The sequence below is a fragment of the Ensifer aridi genome (assembly GCF_002078505.1).
Taxonomy (GTDB): domain Bacteria; phylum Pseudomonadota; class Alphaproteobacteria; order Rhizobiales; family Rhizobiaceae; genus Sinorhizobium; species Sinorhizobium aridi.
In genome coordinates this window covers 178,088-192,717 of the sequence record NZ_LUAV01000002.1, presented here as the reverse complement: position 1 = coordinate 192,717, position 14,630 = coordinate 178,088, and the positions used below count along the sequence as shown (strand labels likewise).

Sequence of the window (14,630 nt, the reverse complement as noted above, 5' to 3'; positions counted from 1 at the left end):
GGGACCGGCTAATCATCATAAGCTTGATACCTTCCACCCGCCGGTCTCACCGGCAAGAGCCGGTTCGTCCGGCCATTCAAGAGGCTTTGACTGTGGCAAAACCGGAACTTGGAACAAAGCGCATCGATCCGGAAACGGGGCGCAAATTCTACGATCTGAACCGTGATCCGATCGTCTCCCCCTATACCGGCAAGTCCTATCCGCTGTCCTTCTTCGAGGAGACCTCCGTCGCCAAGGTGCTCGAGAAGGAGGAAGAGGAAGACGTAACGGAAGTCGATACGGAGAACACGGAAGTCGAGCTCGTTTCGCTCGAGGATGCCGACGACGAGGCCTCGGGCGGCGACGATCTGCCGGATCTCGGCGACGACGATGTCGAGATCGACAGCGACGACGACGACACCTTCCTCGAGACCGACGACGAGGATGATGACGACGACATGAGCGACATCATCGGCGTCTCCGATGAGGACGAAGACGTCTGATCGACTTTGGCGACGCGGGCGGGATCACCGCCCGCACGCTCGTTAAGCGCCTAAAAAGACGCGCGAAAACGCCCCGTCCGCCGAAAGAGACCGCGGCCGGGGCACGAAGCCGGAGCCCAAAAATAATTCGCACCGGCCTTCAATTTTCGGCTTGCCATCTGCGGAAAGCAGAAGTAATAAGCCGCCACTCGCCGGGCACAATGCCCGTCGGACTTCCCGGACCGGCACAGCCGGACCCTGATGGGGCTATAGCTCAGCTGGGAGAGCGCTTGCATGGCATGCAAGAGGTCAGCGGTTCGATCCCGCTTAGCTCCACCAAGTTTTCTCGCGTGACACATCGGAATCACTGATACGCAGGCTGCGATCGGCTGATCTGTGCCGTGTAGCCGTCACTTGGCTGCAATGGTTGTCGGCGTCCCTTGGGCGCCGACAAAAACGGCAAGGATCTTGCTCGGTCCGTCGGCCACGTTGAAGGCCTGATGCTTGCGATTCTGCGTTTCGATGAAGGCCTCCCCTGTCTTGTAGCGGTGCGGCTCCTTGCCCTCTGTTCTCAGTTCGATCTCGCCTTCCAGGATGTACACGTAGACGGGCACCGGATGCTCGTGCAGGGGCGTTCTCCCCTCCTTGGCAAGCGTACCTATGACAGAGATCATCTCTGGCGTTCCGCTCGGGTAGGTGATGGGCTCATTGTCTCGGCTCACGCTCGATTTCACCAGCGGCTGCGTTTCAAAGCCTGCCGGCAACGCGTTTTCCTGGGCAAATGCTGCCGGGCCTGTCAGGAGAGCCAGGAGGGTCGTGATTTCACAAATTCGTTTCATGGGTTTTCCTCCCCTTTTTGGCGAACAGCCAGAATTATACGCCAGAGGGGAGGCATCGAGCAGATGCGAACGACGATCAAGCGGCTACTGCATGTTTCGTTAAATCGTAGCTGATTTAAGGACAAAAACATGCAGCGATTCAAAGTGCTACAGCATCCTTTGTGCGTCTGAAAAGACGTACGGCGCTGTAGTTCCCGGCGATGCACGCTGTTCGCCCCATTCTCGAAATGTTAACCACTCGCTCGGAAGAACAATGTCATGTTTCTCGTCTCGAAAATCTTCTGGCTCATCGCCCAGCCGCTGTCGCTCGCCTTCCTGAGCCTGCTCGTCGGCGTGCTGCTCATGCTCGCCAAGTTCCGCCGCAGCGGCGGCGTCTTCGGCGGACTCGGCCTCATCGTGCTCTTCGTGACCCTCTTCACGACAACCGGCTCGTATTTCCTGCAGATCCTCGAGGACCGCTTTCCGCGCCCTTCGCCGGAGCCGGCGGAGCTTTCCTGCATCGTCGTGCTCGGCGGCGCCTTCGAGAATGTGGTGATGGCGAGCCGGGGCGGCGTGGAGTTGAACCAGGCGGCGGAGCGTTTCGTCGAGACCTCGCGCCTCGCCCGGGCCTATCCGGCCGCACGTATCCTCGTTTCCGGCGGCGACGGCTCCTTGAGCGGCATCTATGAAGGCGACGCGCATGCCTCGCAAGCCTTCTTCCAGACCTTCGGGATCGGCGTCGACCGGCTGATCCGCGAGGGAGAGTCGCGGACGACCTTCGAAAATGCGCGCTACACCAAGGACTTGCTCGCCCAGAACAGGCTGGAACGCTGCGCGCTCGTCACCTCGGCCTATCACATGCCGCGTTCGGTCGCGCTCTTCCGGGCAAACGGCATCGATACCCTGCCCTGGCCGACGGACTACCGGACGACCGGCAAGATGCGGCTCGGCCTCGATTTCACCCAGCCCGCGCTGAACGCGCAGCTGACGACGACCGCCGCCAAGGAATGGACCGGGCTTCTCGCCTATTATCTGCTCGGCCGGACACAAACGCTGCTGCCGCAGTGACGTAATGCTCATGGGCATCGGGGGCTGCTAGCGCACTCGGCCTCCTGACTTGTCGTCGGCGGTGCGCTAATGATCGGGGATTGCCAATAGAGACTGGCGCCAAAGCGGAGCACCTATGCCGATCCTCGAAATTCTCGACTATGCCGGCGTCGCGGTCTTTGCGGCGACCGGCGCGCTTTCGGCCTCCCGCAAGCAGCTCGACATCATCGGCTATCTGTTTCTCGCCTCGATCACCGGCATCGGCGGCGGCACGATGCGTGACGTGATCCTCGGCGCGACACCGGTCTTCTGGGTATTGAACCCGGCCTATCTGCTCGTCTGCGCTTCGGTCGGGCTCCTGGTCTTTTTCACCTCGCATCGTTTCGAGTCCCGCTATCGGGTGCTCGTCTGGCTCGATGCAGTCGGTCTTTCTGCCTATTGCGTCATGGGCGCGGCGAAGGGGCTCGCGGCAACCGGGTCTCCGACGGTCGCGATCGTCACCGGCATGCTGACGGCGACCTTCGGCGGCATCCTGCGCGATCTCTTGGCGGGCGAACCATCCGTCCTCTTGCGGCCGGAGATCTACGTCACCGCCGCCCTTCTCGGCGCCGGCGCCTTCGTGCTCGCGACGATGGTCGGCATGCCGCTCGGGGCGACCTCGGCGCTCGGCGTGGTAACGGCCTTTGCGGTACGCGGCGGGGCGCTGCGATACGGCTGGACGCTGCCGACAGGCAAGGCCGGGCCGGGGCGCGACCCAAACGACATCATGTAACGGGAAATATCGAGGCGCTGCGGCAAAGCGCGAGCTGCGCGGGACCTCGACTTATGCGGTCAACGTTCCGACTTGCGCCGCAGCCGGATCACCACGTCGACATGGGAAATCTCCATGCCCTCCGGAGGCTCGGGCAGATTGTCGATCTGAATATTGCTCACCGGAATGTCGAGGACTTCGTTCTGCCCCTCGATGAAGAAGTGATGGTGATCCGAGACATTGGTGTCGAAATAGGTCTTAGCGCTCTCGACGGCCAAGACACGGATCATGCCCGCCTCGGTGAACTGGTGGAGCGTGTTGTAGACGGTCGCGAGCGAAACCGGAACGCCGGCCGCGACGGCCTCCTCGTGCAGTTCCTCCACCGTCAGGTGACGGTCGCCCTTGGCAAAGATCAGGTCGGCAAGCGCGACGCGCTGACGCGTCGGGCGCAGGCCCGAATTGCGCAGCCTCTCCTGCGAGGACATGTCCGTTGCTTTCGTCATCCAGAGCGGTTCCGATATTTCTGCCAAGTCCCTTGGATTATCATTTTGCGATATAACTTCTGACGCCCCCGCTTTCAATAGATTCCGCACGTGCGAAGGCCGCAAACGCTGGAAAAATCGGCCCAAAGCAGGGGAAGGCAGGCATTTAACTCTGGTCGTCGCCACATACATACTGTAAGCGACGGCGGAACGATGTCGCCCTAGCGAGCAGAATGTGGGAGAATTTTCCGTCCACGGACGGCTCTACTTGGAAGGACGTCGAAGCTGCAGGCCGTAGCCGCGGACAGAGGCTACGCTTCATTTCAGGCCGAACTTGCTCTAAAGCAGGTCGGAGAACGCATACACAAATTCGGGGAAGCAACCATCGATGACGACCAGGCAATCCAGCTTCAGCTATGAGGAAATCCTGACCTGCGGCCGAGGCGAAATGTTTGGCCCCGGCAACGCGCAGCTCCCGCTGCCGCCGATGCTGATGTTCAACCGCATCACCGATATTTCCGAAACGGGCGGCCCTCACGACAAGGGCTACGTACGCGCCGAGTTCGACATCACCCCGGACCTCTGGTTCTTCCCCTGCCATTTCATGGGCGATCCCGTCATGCCCGGCTGCCTCGGCCTCGACGCCATGTGGCAATTGACCGGCTTCTTCCTCGGCTGGCTCGGCGAGCCCGGCAAGGGCCGCGCGCTTTCCACCGGCGAGGTCAAGTTCACCGGCATGGTGACGCCCAAGACCAAGCTGGTAGAGTACGGCATCGACTTCAAGCGCGTCATGCGCGGCCGTCTGGTTCTCGGCATCGCCGACGGATGGATGAAGGCAGACGGCGAAACGATCTACAAGGCTACCGACCTCAGGGTCGGCCTCTTCCAGGAAAAGGCCGACTGAATTGCGGGCTTTCGCCCGCGCCGGATCCAATCGAAGAAAAGGTCATCTGACATGAGACGGGTTGTTGTAACGGGCCTCGGCATCGTTTCGTCGATCGGGAACAATTCAGACGAAGTCACCGCGTCGCTGCGCGACGCGAAGTCGGGCATCGCGTTTTCCCCCGATTTCGCCGAGCACGGCTTCAAATGCCAGGTCTGGGGCGCGCCGACGCTCGACCCGACCGATCTCGTCGACCGGCGCGCCATGCGCTTCCTGTCGCAGGGCGGCGCCTGGAACCACGTCGCGATGAAGCAGGCGATCGCCGACTCGGGGTTGGAGGCAGGCGACATCACCAACGAGCGCACCGGCATCATTATGGGTTCGGGCGGCGCCTCGACGCGCGCCATTGTTGAGGCCGCTGAGATCACCCGCAAGAACACCAGCCCCAAGCGCATCGGCCCCTTCGCGGTGCCGAAGGCGATGTCGTCGACGGCTTCGGCGACGCTTGCGACCTGGTTCCAGATCCACGGCGTCAACTACTCGATTTCGTCCGCCTGTTCGACCTCGGCGCATTGCATCGGCAATGCCGCGGAAATGATCCAGTGGGGCAAGCAGGACGTGATGTTCGCCGGCGGCCACGAGGATCTCGACTGGACGATGTCCAATCTCTTCGACGCCATGGGCGCCATGTCCTCAAAATACAACGACACGCCGTCGACCGCCTCACGCGCCTATGACGTCGACCGTGACGGATTCGTGATTGCCGGTGGTGCCGGCGTCGTCGTGCTCGAGGAACTGGAGCGTGCGAAAGCACGCGGCGCCAAGATCTATGCGGAAATCGTCGGCTATGGCGCGACCTCCGACGGCTACGACATGGTCGCCCCCTCCGGTGAAGGCGCGGTGCGCTGCATGCGCCAGGCGCTCTCGACCGTGAAGGGCGAGGTCGACTACATCAATACCCACGGAACCTCGACGCCCGTCGGCGACTCCAAGGAGATCGGCGCCATCCGCGAGGTCTTCGGCGAGAGGATGCCGCACATCCAGTCGACCAAATCGCTGACCGGCCATTCGCTCGGTGCCGCCGGCGTGCAGGAATCGATCTACGGCCTGTTGATGATGCAGGCCGGCTTCATCGGCGAAAGTGCGCATATCAGCGAGCTCGACCCGGAATTCGAAGGCGTGCCGATCGTCCGCAAGCGCATCGACAACGCCAAGATCGATACGGTTCTCTCGAACTCCTTCGGCTTCGGCGGCACCAACGCGACGCTCGTCTTCCAGCGCTACAACGGATAACAACATGAACGGATTGATGAACGGAAAGCGCGGCCTCATCATGGGCGTCGCCAACAACCATTCTATTGCCTGGGGAATCGCCAAGGCTCTCGCAGCCCAAGGCGCGGAACTCGCCTTCACCTACCAGGGAGAAGCCCTCGGCAAGCGCGTCAAGCCGCTCGCCGCCGAGCTCAAATCCGAGTTTCTGCTGCCCTGCGACGTCGAGGACATCGCGTCCGTCGACGCCGTCATCGCGGCCATCAAGGAGCGCTGGGGCGGGCTCGACTTCATCGTCCATGCTATCGGCTTCTCCGACAAGAACGAGCTCAAGGGGCTCTATGCGGATACGACGCGGGAGAATTTCAGCCGCACCATGGTGATCTCCTGCTTCTCCTTCACCGAGATCGCCAAGCGGGCGGCGGAACTGATGAGCGCGGGCGGCACGATGCTCACGCTCACCTATGGCGGCTCCGTGCGGGTGATGCCGAACTACAATGTCATGGGTGTCGCCAAGGCGGCGCTCGAAGCGTCGGTGCGCTATCTCGCAGCCGACTACGGTCAGCGCGGCATACGCGTCAACGCGATCTCCGCCGGCCCGATCCGTACCCTCGCCGGCGCCGGCATTTCCGACGCGCGCGCCATGCTCTCCTGGCAGCAGAAAAACTCGCCGTTGCGCCGCACCGTCACGATCGAGGACGTCGGCAATTCGGCGCTCTACCTGCTTTCCGATCTCTCGCGCGGCGTCACCGGCGAGATCCACTACGTGGATTCCGGCTACAACATCACCTCGATGCCGACGCTCGAAACGCTGCGCGCGGCGGACACGGAGTAACAGCGGGATTGCGCCGCCCGCTGGATTGCCCCTCTCCTCGGGTTTAACCCGAGGACTAACCCTCTCCCCACAAGCGCGGCGAGGGGATACCCGCATGCTTGGCCGCACCCTCGCTTCCCTCGAAGCCCTTCGGAGAGCGGCAAGGGGTCAGAGCGGCCGCAGCAAGTCCCTTCCCCCCGCGAGCGGGGAGAAGGTGGCGGCAGCCGGATGAGGGGCGACGACTTCAACCAGGGTCACCGCTTCGCCCAGAGCACCTTGAAGCGCGCGTTGCGGCAGGTTTCGCCGCTTTCCTTGAAGTTTTCAGCTAGAACCTGTTCGTAAGGCAAGCCGCGATTGGCGACCAGCACTAGCCGGCCGCCGTGCTTGAGCGATTTGGCGGCCGCCTTGATCATCGCCGCGCCGAGCGCCGGCTCAGCGGCGTGGCCCTCGTGGAAGGGCGGATTCATGACGATGAGGTCGTATTTGTCGCGCGTCTCCTCCGCCGTCAGGTCGTGCCAGTAGAAGCGGGCCGGCGTCGAGGGCGCGTTCGCTGCCATGTTCGCCCGCGCAGCCTCCAGCGCTTCAAAATCCGCCTCGAACAGGTCGATGCCCTTGAGGTTCGGCGAGGCCTCTGCCAGCTTGACCGAGAGATAGCCCCAGCCGGCGCCGAAATCGGCGGCATGGCCGGCAAAGTCGTGGGGCAGACGCGAGGCAAGAAGCTCCGAGCCGGCGTCGACACGATCGTGCGAGAACATGCCGGGAGAAGCGTCGAACAGGCCGTCGACGCGCACGGGAACCTTGGCGAGCTTCGACACGGCCTCTGATACGTCTTCCGGTCGCGTGAACCAGAAGGCGACGCCGTGATATTTCGGCATCGAGTCGCCATCCCAGCCGAATTTGCCGATCTTCTTGCGCAGCGGCTGTATGCCATCCTCCTTGCTGCCGGCAACGGCGATCAGCGCGCCCGTGCGGGTGCGCTCCAGCGCTTCGGCGATCCGGTCCTCGTTTTCGCCCTTGTGCTTGCCGCAAAGCACCAGCGCCACGTCATAGGCGTCGCCGGAAGCTACGGGCGTGACGTCGACGCGCGCGGCTTCTAGGGCACGGTAGAGGGGCCTGAGCGGCTGCACGGCGGAGATCGACGCGCCAAAGCCCTCCGGCAGCCTGTAGCCCGCTTCCGCGCCGAGGAAGAGCACGCGTTCGCCCTCTCCCGGCGGATCGATGACGCCTGTCTCGAAGGGATGGAACAAGGTTTTCAGCGCGTCACGGCTCATGGGATCGGATTCCGTTCTTCAACTCGTTCAGGTCCGACGACGGCAACGACGCCGCGTTCTCGACCCGTCACAAAAAAAGGGCGCGAAGCGATCTGCTTCGCGCCCCGATTTCATTCGGCCAGGGCGGCTTATTCGGCCGCTTCGCCGCCGTCCTTCTTCTCGCCATTCTCGGCGACGATCTCCTTGCCGGTCGCCTGGTCGACGACCTTCATGGAGAGGCGGACCTTGCCGCGCTCGTCGAAGCCCATGAGCTTGACCCAGACCTTGTCGCCTTCCTTGACGACGTCGGTCGTCTTGGCGACGCGCTCGGAGGCGAGCTGCGAGATGTGGACGAGGCCGTCGCGAGCGCCGAAGAAGTTGACGAAGGCGCCGAAATCGGCCGTCTTGACGACCGTGCCCTCATAGATCTGCCCGACTTCCGGCTCGGCGACGATCGAGTGGATCCACTTGCGGGCGGCTTCGATCTCCTTCGAAGAGGCCGAGGCGATCTTCACCGTGCCGTCGTCCTCGATGTTGATCTTGGCGCCGGTCTTTTCGACGATTTCGCGGATGACCTTGCCGCCGGAACCGATGACTTCGCGGATCTTGTCGACCGGAATGTTCATGACTTCGATGCGCGGTGCGAATTCGCCGAGCTGACCGCGGCTCTCGGAAATGGCCTTGGCCATTTCGCCGAGGATGTGAACGCGCCCACCCTTTGCCTGGTCGAGTGCGACCTTCATGATCTCTTCGGTGATGCCGGCGATCTTGATGTCCATCTGCAGCGAGGTGACGCCGGCTTCGGTGCCGGCGACCTTGAAGTCCATGTCGCCGAGGTGGTCCTCGTCACCTAGAATGTCGGAGAGAACGGCGAAGCGGTCGCCTTCCTTGATCAGGCCCATGGCGATGCCGGCAACGGGCTTGGCGATCGGCACGCCGGCATCCATCAGCGCCAGCGAGGTGCCGCAGACGGTCGCCATCGAGGAGGAGCCGTTCGACTCGGTGATCTCGGAAACGACGCGCAGCGTGTAGGGGAACTGCTCCGCCGTCGGCAGCATCGGGTGGATGGCGCGCCAGGCGAGCTTGCCGTGACCGATTTCGCGGCGGCCCGGAGAACCCAGGCGGCCCGTCTCGCCGACCGAGAAGGGCGGGAAGTTGTAGTGCAGCATGAAGTTTTCCTTGTACATGCCGGTCAAGGAATCGACATACTGCTCGTCTTCGCCGGTGCCGAGCGTCGCAACGACGATCGCCTGCGTCTCGCCGCGGGTGAAGATCGCCGAGCCATGCGTGCGCGGCAAGAGGCCGACTTCGGCGACGATCGGGCGAACCGTCACAAGGTCGCGGCCGTCGATGCGGCTCTGCGTGTCGAGGATGTTCCAGCGGACGATCTTCGCCTGCAGGTGCTTGAAGACGGAGGCGATCTCTTCCGCCGTATGAGCCGGGTTCTCGATGCCCTCCGGCAGGAAGTGTTCCTTCACCTTGGCCTTGACCGCGTCGACGGCGGCATAGCGCGCCGCCTTCTCGGTGATCTTGTAGGCGTTGCGCAGGTCTTCTTCGGCAATGGAAAGCATGGCGTTTTCGAGGGCCGAGTAATCCTCCGGCTCGAATTCACGCGGCTCCTTGGCGGCGACTTCGGCGAGCTTGATGATCGCGTCGATCACCGGCTGGAAGCCCTTCTGGCCGAACACGACGGCGCCGAGCATGATGTCTTCCGGCAGCTCCTTGGCTTCCGATTCCACCATCAGCACGGCGTCCTGGGTGCCGGCGACGATGAGGTCGAGCGCGGATTCGTCCATCTCGTCGAGGTGCGGGTTGAGCACGTACTGGCCGTTGATGTAGCCGACGCGGGCGCCGCCAACCGGACCCATGAAGGGAACGCCGGAAAGCGTCAGCGCAGCGGAGGCTGCGACCATCGCAACGACGTCCGGGTCGTTTTCGAGGTCATGCTGCATGACCGTTACGATGACCTGGGTGTCGTTCTTGTAGCCTTCCGGGAAAAGCGGGCGGATCGGCCGGTCGATCAGGCGCGACACCAGCGTTTCGTTCTCGCTCGGGCGGCCCTCACGCTTGAAATAGCCGCCCGGGATCTTGCCGGCGGCATAGGTCTTTTCCTGGTAGTTGACGGTGAGCGGGAAGAAGTCCTGGCCGGGCTTCGGCGCCTTCGCCGAAACCACCGTGGCGAGCACGACGGTTTCGCCATAGGTGGCGAGAACGGCTCCGTCGGCCTGACGCGCTATCTTGCCGGTTTCGAGCTTGAGCGGACGCCCAGCCCATTCGATTTCTACCTTGTGGGTCTCGAACATGTTCTGTCCTTCGTGTGCGGCAGACCTTCCGCGGCTCATAAAGCGCGGGCGATCTCAAAGCCGCTTGGTGTGGCGCATCACGGGCAAGACAACGGGAGGCTTCAAGAAAGAACCGGCCGCCAAACCTCTTGCCGAGCTGCCCGTGGCAGCCGCTTCGGCAAGCAGGCGCCGAAGCATCCTGCAATCCTGCCCCATGACGGGCCATCGGTTGATCCGCGGTCCCGGCCCATCCGGTCCGCTGGACGGTCTCTCCGGGTCCCTGCGCCTGCGGCGCCTAGGGAGAGACGATTAGTCGGGCGGTCAAGCGCCCTACTGCATATTTCCTTAAATCGTAGTCGATTCAAGGATAAAAACATGCGGCAACTCAGAGTGCTACAGCGACCGTTGCACGTCTGACAAAACGCGCGGCGCTGCAGTAAAAAAGCCGGCGGATCGCGCAAGCGACCCGCCGGACAACTCTCTTAGCGACGGATGCCCAGGGCACCGATCAGCTTGTTGTAGCGCGCTTCGTCTTTCTTCTTCAGATAGTCGAGGAGCGAACGACGGCTGGAAACCAGCGCGAGAAGACCACGACGGGAGTGATTATCCTTCTTGTGGTCCTTGAAGTGTTCGGTCAGGTTGTTAATCCGTTCCGTCAGGAGTGCAACCTGTACTTCCGGAGAACCGGTGTCACCTTCGGCGGTTGCGAATTCCTTGATGAGCTGAGCTTTGCGCTCTGCAGTGATCGACATCGCGTGATCCTTTCGTTCGAGGATTTCAAGGGTCGCCGGCAGCCGGGATGTCGTCCAGCCGCGGCCGTTCATACGAAGAGGCCTTGCCTTTCGCTGGCGTGCCTATAACCGAAACCGATCCAAAAGGAAAGGGTCATGAAATCCGCAAGAGCGCTCGCCTTGCACCGGCCCGTCAGGCCCTCAGCCGGTGAGATGATTCCGAGGCTGTGACAGGCGGCCGATGGCATTAGCTGGCCGCCTCGCGCGAGGCGTCGCGATCGTCGCGCGGGATGAGTATCCGCCATTCGATACCGTCCGCATGCATCGTCCGTTTGAGCTCGGCGTGCAGTGCCAGACCAAGCATGCGCTCGAGCACGACGGTTCCGAAGCCTTTGCGAACCGCTGCCTCCGCCGGCTCGACGATATCGGCGCCGGTCTCGCGCCAGTGAATCTCGATCGCGCCGTCCGAAACCCTCCATTCGAGCCGGATGGCGCCCGTCGCGTTGGCCAACGCGCCATGCTTTATCGCGTTGGTCGCCAACTCGTGAAGCGCCATGCCCAGCGTCTGCGCCATCTGCGCGTCCAGCCGCAAGGGGGGACCGGAGAGCACGACGCGCTTCTGATCGTCCGGCATGAAGGGCTGGAGCTGGTTCTGCGCCAATTCGCGGAAATCGACGCCAAGGCCGGCATTGGTCAGCATCAGATCGGTCGACCGGGCAAGGCCGGCGAGGCGTTTGCGGAACGCGTCGACGAATTCCGACGTGTCCTCCGCCGAATAGGCGGACTGCGCCAGCATCGACTGGATGACCGTGAGTTGGTTCTTCGCGCGATGTGCGACTTCCCGCATCAGGAGGCGGATCTCCCATTCGGCCTTCCTGCGAGCCTCCGCTGCGCTCGCGAGCGCTGCCGATACGGCCTCTACTTCGGTGATCATGTATCGCCGCGGCTGGATCGGTTCGCCCGCGCCGAGGCGGCGCGCATCCAGCGCCAGCAGCCTGACGCCTTGCGTCAGCAGACGGGCGATCGTCCATGAGCCTGCGATGGCAAGGCTTGCGAAGATGATGCCACCGAGCGACAGCCAAAGGAACGACCAGAACATCGGCTGATCGACGATCTCGCTCGGGGCCCACGCGACGATCCGCCAACCGGTTATGACCGAAAATTCCGACGCGACGCGATAGTCCACCCCACCTTTGCTGACATTGCCGATGCCTATGCTGATCCTCGGGAGCATGTCGAGGAAGAACCGATCGCCGGGCTTCATCGAGGCATCCGAGGAAGCGACCACCCTGCCTTGTCCGTCGACGAGCGCGGCATTCCAGCCGGGCGAAAGCGTATCGCGATTGACCGCCTTTGCCATGCTCCTGGCGTCTTGCGCGAGGCCCAGCAGATACTTTTCGCCGTCAGGAGCCGTTATCGGGAGGTAGGCGTTGAAGACCCATCTCTTCACCGCTTCGTCGAAGAACACGCCGGAAACAAGTGGCGCCGTGCTCTGCAGAGCGCGGTCGATTTCCGGGTCCGGAGCCCGTCCGAGCAGCGTTCCATAGGGAAGGCTGGTGTTCAGTTGCAGGTTCCGTTTGCTGTCCACGACCACCAGATCGGAATCCGTTTGCGCCAGAGCGGTCGACGCGTTGGCGTAGAAAGTGCGCAGGTCACGAAGATCAACTGCCCTTGATTTCGAGAGCACACCAAGCGTGGCGAACATGCCGTCGACCTCGCGTTCGACGATGCGCGCGACGGATCCCGTCGAAGCCCTGAGCAGCGAATTCACTACCGCTTGCTGTGCATCCATGTTGCGCTGCAGGATCACGGACGAAAAGATGAACGGCGGTATGATTGCGATCAGCAATAACGAGATCAGGTAGAAGCTGAACGGGCGCCTGAGGTGCCGGCGAACGAATCCCCCGAGGGCCTGCAGGCCACCGGATGAAGCGCTTCCCAATTTCTTGCCTGACGCCTCGTCCACCCGGGGCCGCCTTTCGCCATCCTTTGCCGCACTGCTGGAGCGGGGACGCAACTTTCCGGCTGCATCCGCCCCTCATCCGGCTTGCGGGCGACCTAATCCCCGTCTCGACGGGGAGAAGGGACTCGCGGCGCGCTCCCAAAGTCCCCTCTTCCCTGCGTGGGAGAGGGTTAGGGTAAGGGGCAAGCGCCTCAGCAAAAGGCAGTATACGCCGCTTGCGCCGCGCGGCTCGATCTTAGACGAGCCAGACAGATTTTTTGACCCGCAGAATCACTGGGTGGCGAACACCCGCTTCGGGCGAAACTCTCCCTCGGCGATCTCGCCGATCGCCACGAGTTTTCCACGCGCCGTCGCATAGGCCTCGGCGGCCGGCAGCGGCGCGTCGCGGCCGCGCAGGATGATGGGGTTGCCCATCCGCAAGCGGTGCGCCTGGTCGTCGTTGACGGCAACGTGCGGCAGGTCCGAAAGAGCCTCGCCGGTCTCGATCAGGAACTCGTCCAGAGCAGCGAGCCGCTCGGCATCGTCCTCGATCTTCTCCAGCGCGACGAGATCGGCGAGCGGTACCATGTCCTCCTCGCCGAAAGGGGCGACGAAGGTACGACGCAGAGACGCGATGTGGCCGTAGCAGCCGAGGTCGCGGCCCATGTCGCGGGCGAGCGATCGGACGTAGGTGCCCTTGCCGCATTCGATCTCGAAATGGGCGAGATGCGGCGTCGAGCCGATCAGCGACAGACGGAATACTTCCACCTCGCGCGCCGGGATCTCGACCGTCTCGCCGTCACGCGCGAGATCGTAGGCGCGTTCGCCGTCGATCTTGATCGCGGAAAACTGCGGCGGCACCTGGCTGATCACGCCCGTGTATTTCGGCAGAAGGGCGCGGATCGCCTCCTCGGTCGGCCGTGCCGCTGAAGAACGGACGACCTGGCCCTCGAGGTCGTCGGTGGAGCGCTCCTCGCCCCAGGCGACCGTGAACTCATAGATCTTGCGGCCGTCCATGACGTAAGGCACGGTCTTCGTCGCGTCGCCGAGCGCGATCGGCAGCATGCCGGAAGCCAGCGGATCGAGCGTACCGGCGTGGCCGGCCTTCTGCGCCTTGAACAGCCACTTGATCTTGGACACCGCCTCGGTCGAGCCGAAATCGAGGGGCTTGTCGAGGATTAGCCAGCCCGAAATCGGACGGCCCTTGGGTTTGCGCGGCTTGGACATTGGTCTTCTTATTCTTTATCGTCGGTATCGGAATCGAGGTCTCGGCTGACTTCGGGGGAGCGCAGCAACTCGTCGATCTTCTGGTAGTTTTCGAAGCTGGTATCGTCGCGGAAGCGCACATCCGGCATGTATTTCATCTGCCGGAGCTGCGGCCCGAGCCGGCCGCGAATGTACTTAGCATGCTTGTTCAGCGCGTCGATGACCGCCGCGTGATCCTTGAGCCCGAGCGGCGTCACATAGGCGGTGGCGATCTTCAAATCAGGCGACATGCGGACTTCCGAAATGGAAATCACCGTCTTTTCGATCAGCGGATCACGCACTTCGCCGCGCTGCAGCACCTGCGTGATCGCGGCGCGCACCTGTTCGCCGACGCGCAGCATGCGCTGGGACGGAGCGGAAGATGTGGATTTGGTCATCATACCTTACCCTGGACCACGACGTCGGGCCGCATTGAGCCTGGTCGAAGCGTGGTCGGTTCCAACATGCGAGAGGCGGGCGGACAACCGCGCGCTATTCCTCGCTCAAAAAAATGCGAGCGCCGGAGCCGATCCGGCGCTCGCCAATCTCCTGCCGGATCGACACGGATCACGAGGATTTGGATTGATGCAATCCAAATCCTGACCGTGATCTGCCCTTAGAAATGGAGCGGGATGCGAGCGCAAAACCGCTTCGC

Annotated in this window: 14 protein-coding genes and 1 tRNA gene; 7 read left to right on the top strand and 8 right to left on the bottom strand. The window is 62.8% G+C overall.

Features of this window, described 5'->3' with window-relative positions:
• Nucleotides 1-92: 92 nt before the first annotated feature.
• Entirely contained in the window at nt 93-482 is a 390-nt protein-coding gene (locus AYK65_RS01210) for a TIGR02300 family protein (protein ID WP_026613615.1), read from the top strand.
• A 242-nt stretch (nt 483-724) separates the two neighbouring features.
• Nucleotides 725-800: transfer RNA gene (locus tag AYK65_RS01205), tRNA-Ala, on the top strand.
• A gap of 71 nt (nt 801-871) precedes the next feature.
• On the opposite strand, the gene AYK65_RS01200 is transcribed toward AYK65_RS01205, so the two are convergent.
• On the bottom strand, nt 872-1,300 hold the full coding sequence (locus AYK65_RS01200) for a cupin domain-containing protein (protein ID WP_051440411.1): 429 nt from the start codon (nt 1,298-1,300) through the stop codon (nt 872-874).
• 258 nt (nt 1,301-1,558) lie between these two features.
• On the opposite strand from AYK65_RS01200, the gene AYK65_RS01195 reads away from it, so the two are divergent.
• Complete coding sequence (locus AYK65_RS01195) at nt 1,559-2,347, top strand: YdcF family protein (protein WP_081157815.1); 789 nt, start codon at nt 1,559-1,561, stop codon at nt 2,345-2,347.
• A gap of 115 nt (nt 2,348-2,462) precedes the next feature.
• Entirely contained in the window at nt 2,463-3,098 is a 636-nt protein-coding gene (locus AYK65_RS01190) for a trimeric intracellular cation channel family protein (RefSeq protein ID WP_026613617.1), read from the top strand.
• A gap of 59 nt (nt 3,099-3,157) precedes the next feature.
• Here AYK65_RS01190 and irrA read toward each other — a convergent pair whose 3' ends face one another.
• On the bottom strand, nt 3,158-3,580 hold the full coding sequence (gene irrA / locus AYK65_RS01185) for an iron response transcriptional regulator IrrA (protein WP_026613618.1): 423 nt from the start codon (nt 3,578-3,580) through the stop codon (nt 3,158-3,160).
• 367 nt (nt 3,581-3,947) lie between these two features.
• On the opposite strand from irrA, the gene fabA reads away from it, so the two are divergent.
• The 3 genes from fabA to fabI are packed head-to-tail and all read left to right on the top strand — an operon-like array spanning nt 3,948 to nt 6,546.
• A complete protein-coding gene (gene fabA / locus AYK65_RS01180) occupies nt 3,948-4,463 on the top strand; it encodes a 3-hydroxyacyl-[acyl-carrier-protein] dehydratase FabA (RefSeq protein WP_046120062.1) in 516 nt (171 codons plus the stop codon).
• Between the two features lie 51 nt (nt 4,464-4,514).
• Entirely contained in the window at nt 4,515-5,735 is a 1,221-nt protein-coding gene (gene fabB, locus AYK65_RS01175; RefSeq protein WP_081157814.1) for a beta-ketoacyl-ACP synthase I, read from the top strand.
• Nucleotides 5,736-5,739: 4 nt separating this feature from the next.
• The gene (fabI, locus tag AYK65_RS01170; RefSeq protein WP_026613621.1) at nt 5,740-6,546 is read left to right on the top strand and encodes an enoyl-ACP reductase FabI; all 807 of its coding nucleotides are present in this window, start codon (nt 5,740-5,742) and stop codon (nt 6,544-6,546) included.
• Between the two features lie 233 nt (nt 6,547-6,779).
• Here fabI and AYK65_RS01165 read toward each other — a convergent pair whose 3' ends face one another.
• From AYK65_RS01165 to rbfA, 6 genes are all read right to left on the bottom strand, one after another.
• On the bottom strand, nt 6,780-7,796 hold the full coding sequence (locus AYK65_RS01165) for a class I SAM-dependent methyltransferase (RefSeq protein WP_026613622.1): 1,017 nt from the start codon (nt 7,794-7,796) through the stop codon (nt 6,780-6,782).
• Between the two features lie 128 nt (nt 7,797-7,924).
• The gene (gene pnp / locus AYK65_RS01160; RefSeq protein WP_081157813.1) at nt 7,925-10,078 is read right to left on the bottom strand and encodes a polyribonucleotide nucleotidyltransferase; all 2,154 of its coding nucleotides are present in this window, start codon (nt 10,076-10,078) and stop codon (nt 7,925-7,927) included.
• 461 nt (nt 10,079-10,539) lie between these two features.
• Nucleotides 10,540-10,809, bottom strand: a complete 270-nt coding sequence (gene rpsO / locus AYK65_RS01155) for a 30S ribosomal protein S15 (RefSeq protein ID WP_026613624.1) — start codon at nt 10,807-10,809, stop codon at nt 10,540-10,542.
• 226 nt (nt 10,810-11,035) lie between these two features.
• Nucleotides 11,036-12,754: a sensor histidine kinase gene (locus AYK65_RS01150; RefSeq protein ID WP_026613625.1), complete on the bottom strand. Its 1,719-nt coding sequence runs from the start codon at nt 12,752-12,754 to the stop codon at nt 11,036-11,038.
• Between the two features lie 267 nt (nt 12,755-13,021).
• A complete protein-coding gene (gene truB / locus AYK65_RS01145) occupies nt 13,022-13,957 on the bottom strand; it encodes a tRNA pseudouridine(55) synthase TruB (RefSeq protein ID WP_026613626.1) in 936 nt (311 codons plus the stop codon).
• An 8-nt stretch (nt 13,958-13,965) separates the two neighbouring features.
• A complete protein-coding gene (gene rbfA, locus AYK65_RS01140; RefSeq protein ID WP_026613627.1) occupies nt 13,966-14,373 on the bottom strand; it encodes a 30S ribosome-binding factor RbfA in 408 nt (135 codons plus the stop codon).
• Between the last annotated feature and the right edge of the window lie 257 nt (nt 14,374-14,630).

Coding starts and splice junctions, on each gene's coding strand:
- fabB (WP_081157814.1), top strand. CDS start 4,515: ATGAGACGGGTTGTTGTAACGGGCCTCGGCATCGTTTCGTCGATCGGG.
- fabA (WP_046120062.1), top strand. CDS start 3,948: ATGACGACCAGGCAATCCAGCTTCAGCTATGAGGAAATCCTGACCTGC.
- fabI (WP_026613621.1), top strand. CDS start 5,740: ATGAACGGATTGATGAACGGAAAGCGCGGCCTCATCATGGGCGTCGCC.
- rpsO (WP_026613624.1), bottom strand. CDS start 10,809: ATGTCGATCACTGCAGAGCGCAAAGCTCAGCTCATCAAGGAATTCGCA.
- rbfA (WP_026613627.1), bottom strand. CDS start 14,373: ATGACCAAATCCACATCTTCCGCTCCGTCCCAGCGCATGCTGCGCGTC.
- AYK65_RS01165 (WP_026613622.1), bottom strand. CDS start 7,796: ATGAGCCGTGACGCGCTGAAAACCTTGTTCCATCCCTTCGAGACAGGC.
- pnp (WP_081157813.1), bottom strand. CDS start 10,078: ATGTTCGAGACCCACAAGGTAGAAATCGAATGGGCTGGGCGTCCGCTC.
- truB (WP_026613626.1), bottom strand. CDS start 13,957: ATGTCCAAGCCGCGCAAACCCAAGGGCCGTCCGATTTCGGGCTGGCTA.
- AYK65_RS01190 (WP_026613617.1), top strand. CDS start 2,463: ATGCCGATCCTCGAAATTCTCGACTATGCCGGCGTCGCGGTCTTTGCG.
- irrA (WP_026613618.1), bottom strand. CDS start 3,580: ATGACGAAAGCAACGGACATGTCCTCGCAGGAGAGGCTGCGCAATTCG.
- AYK65_RS01200 (WP_051440411.1), bottom strand. CDS start 1,300: ATGAAACGAATTTGTGAAATCACGACCCTCCTGGCTCTCCTGACAGGC.
- AYK65_RS01195 (WP_081157815.1), top strand. CDS start 1,559: ATGTTTCTCGTCTCGAAAATCTTCTGGCTCATCGCCCAGCCGCTGTCG.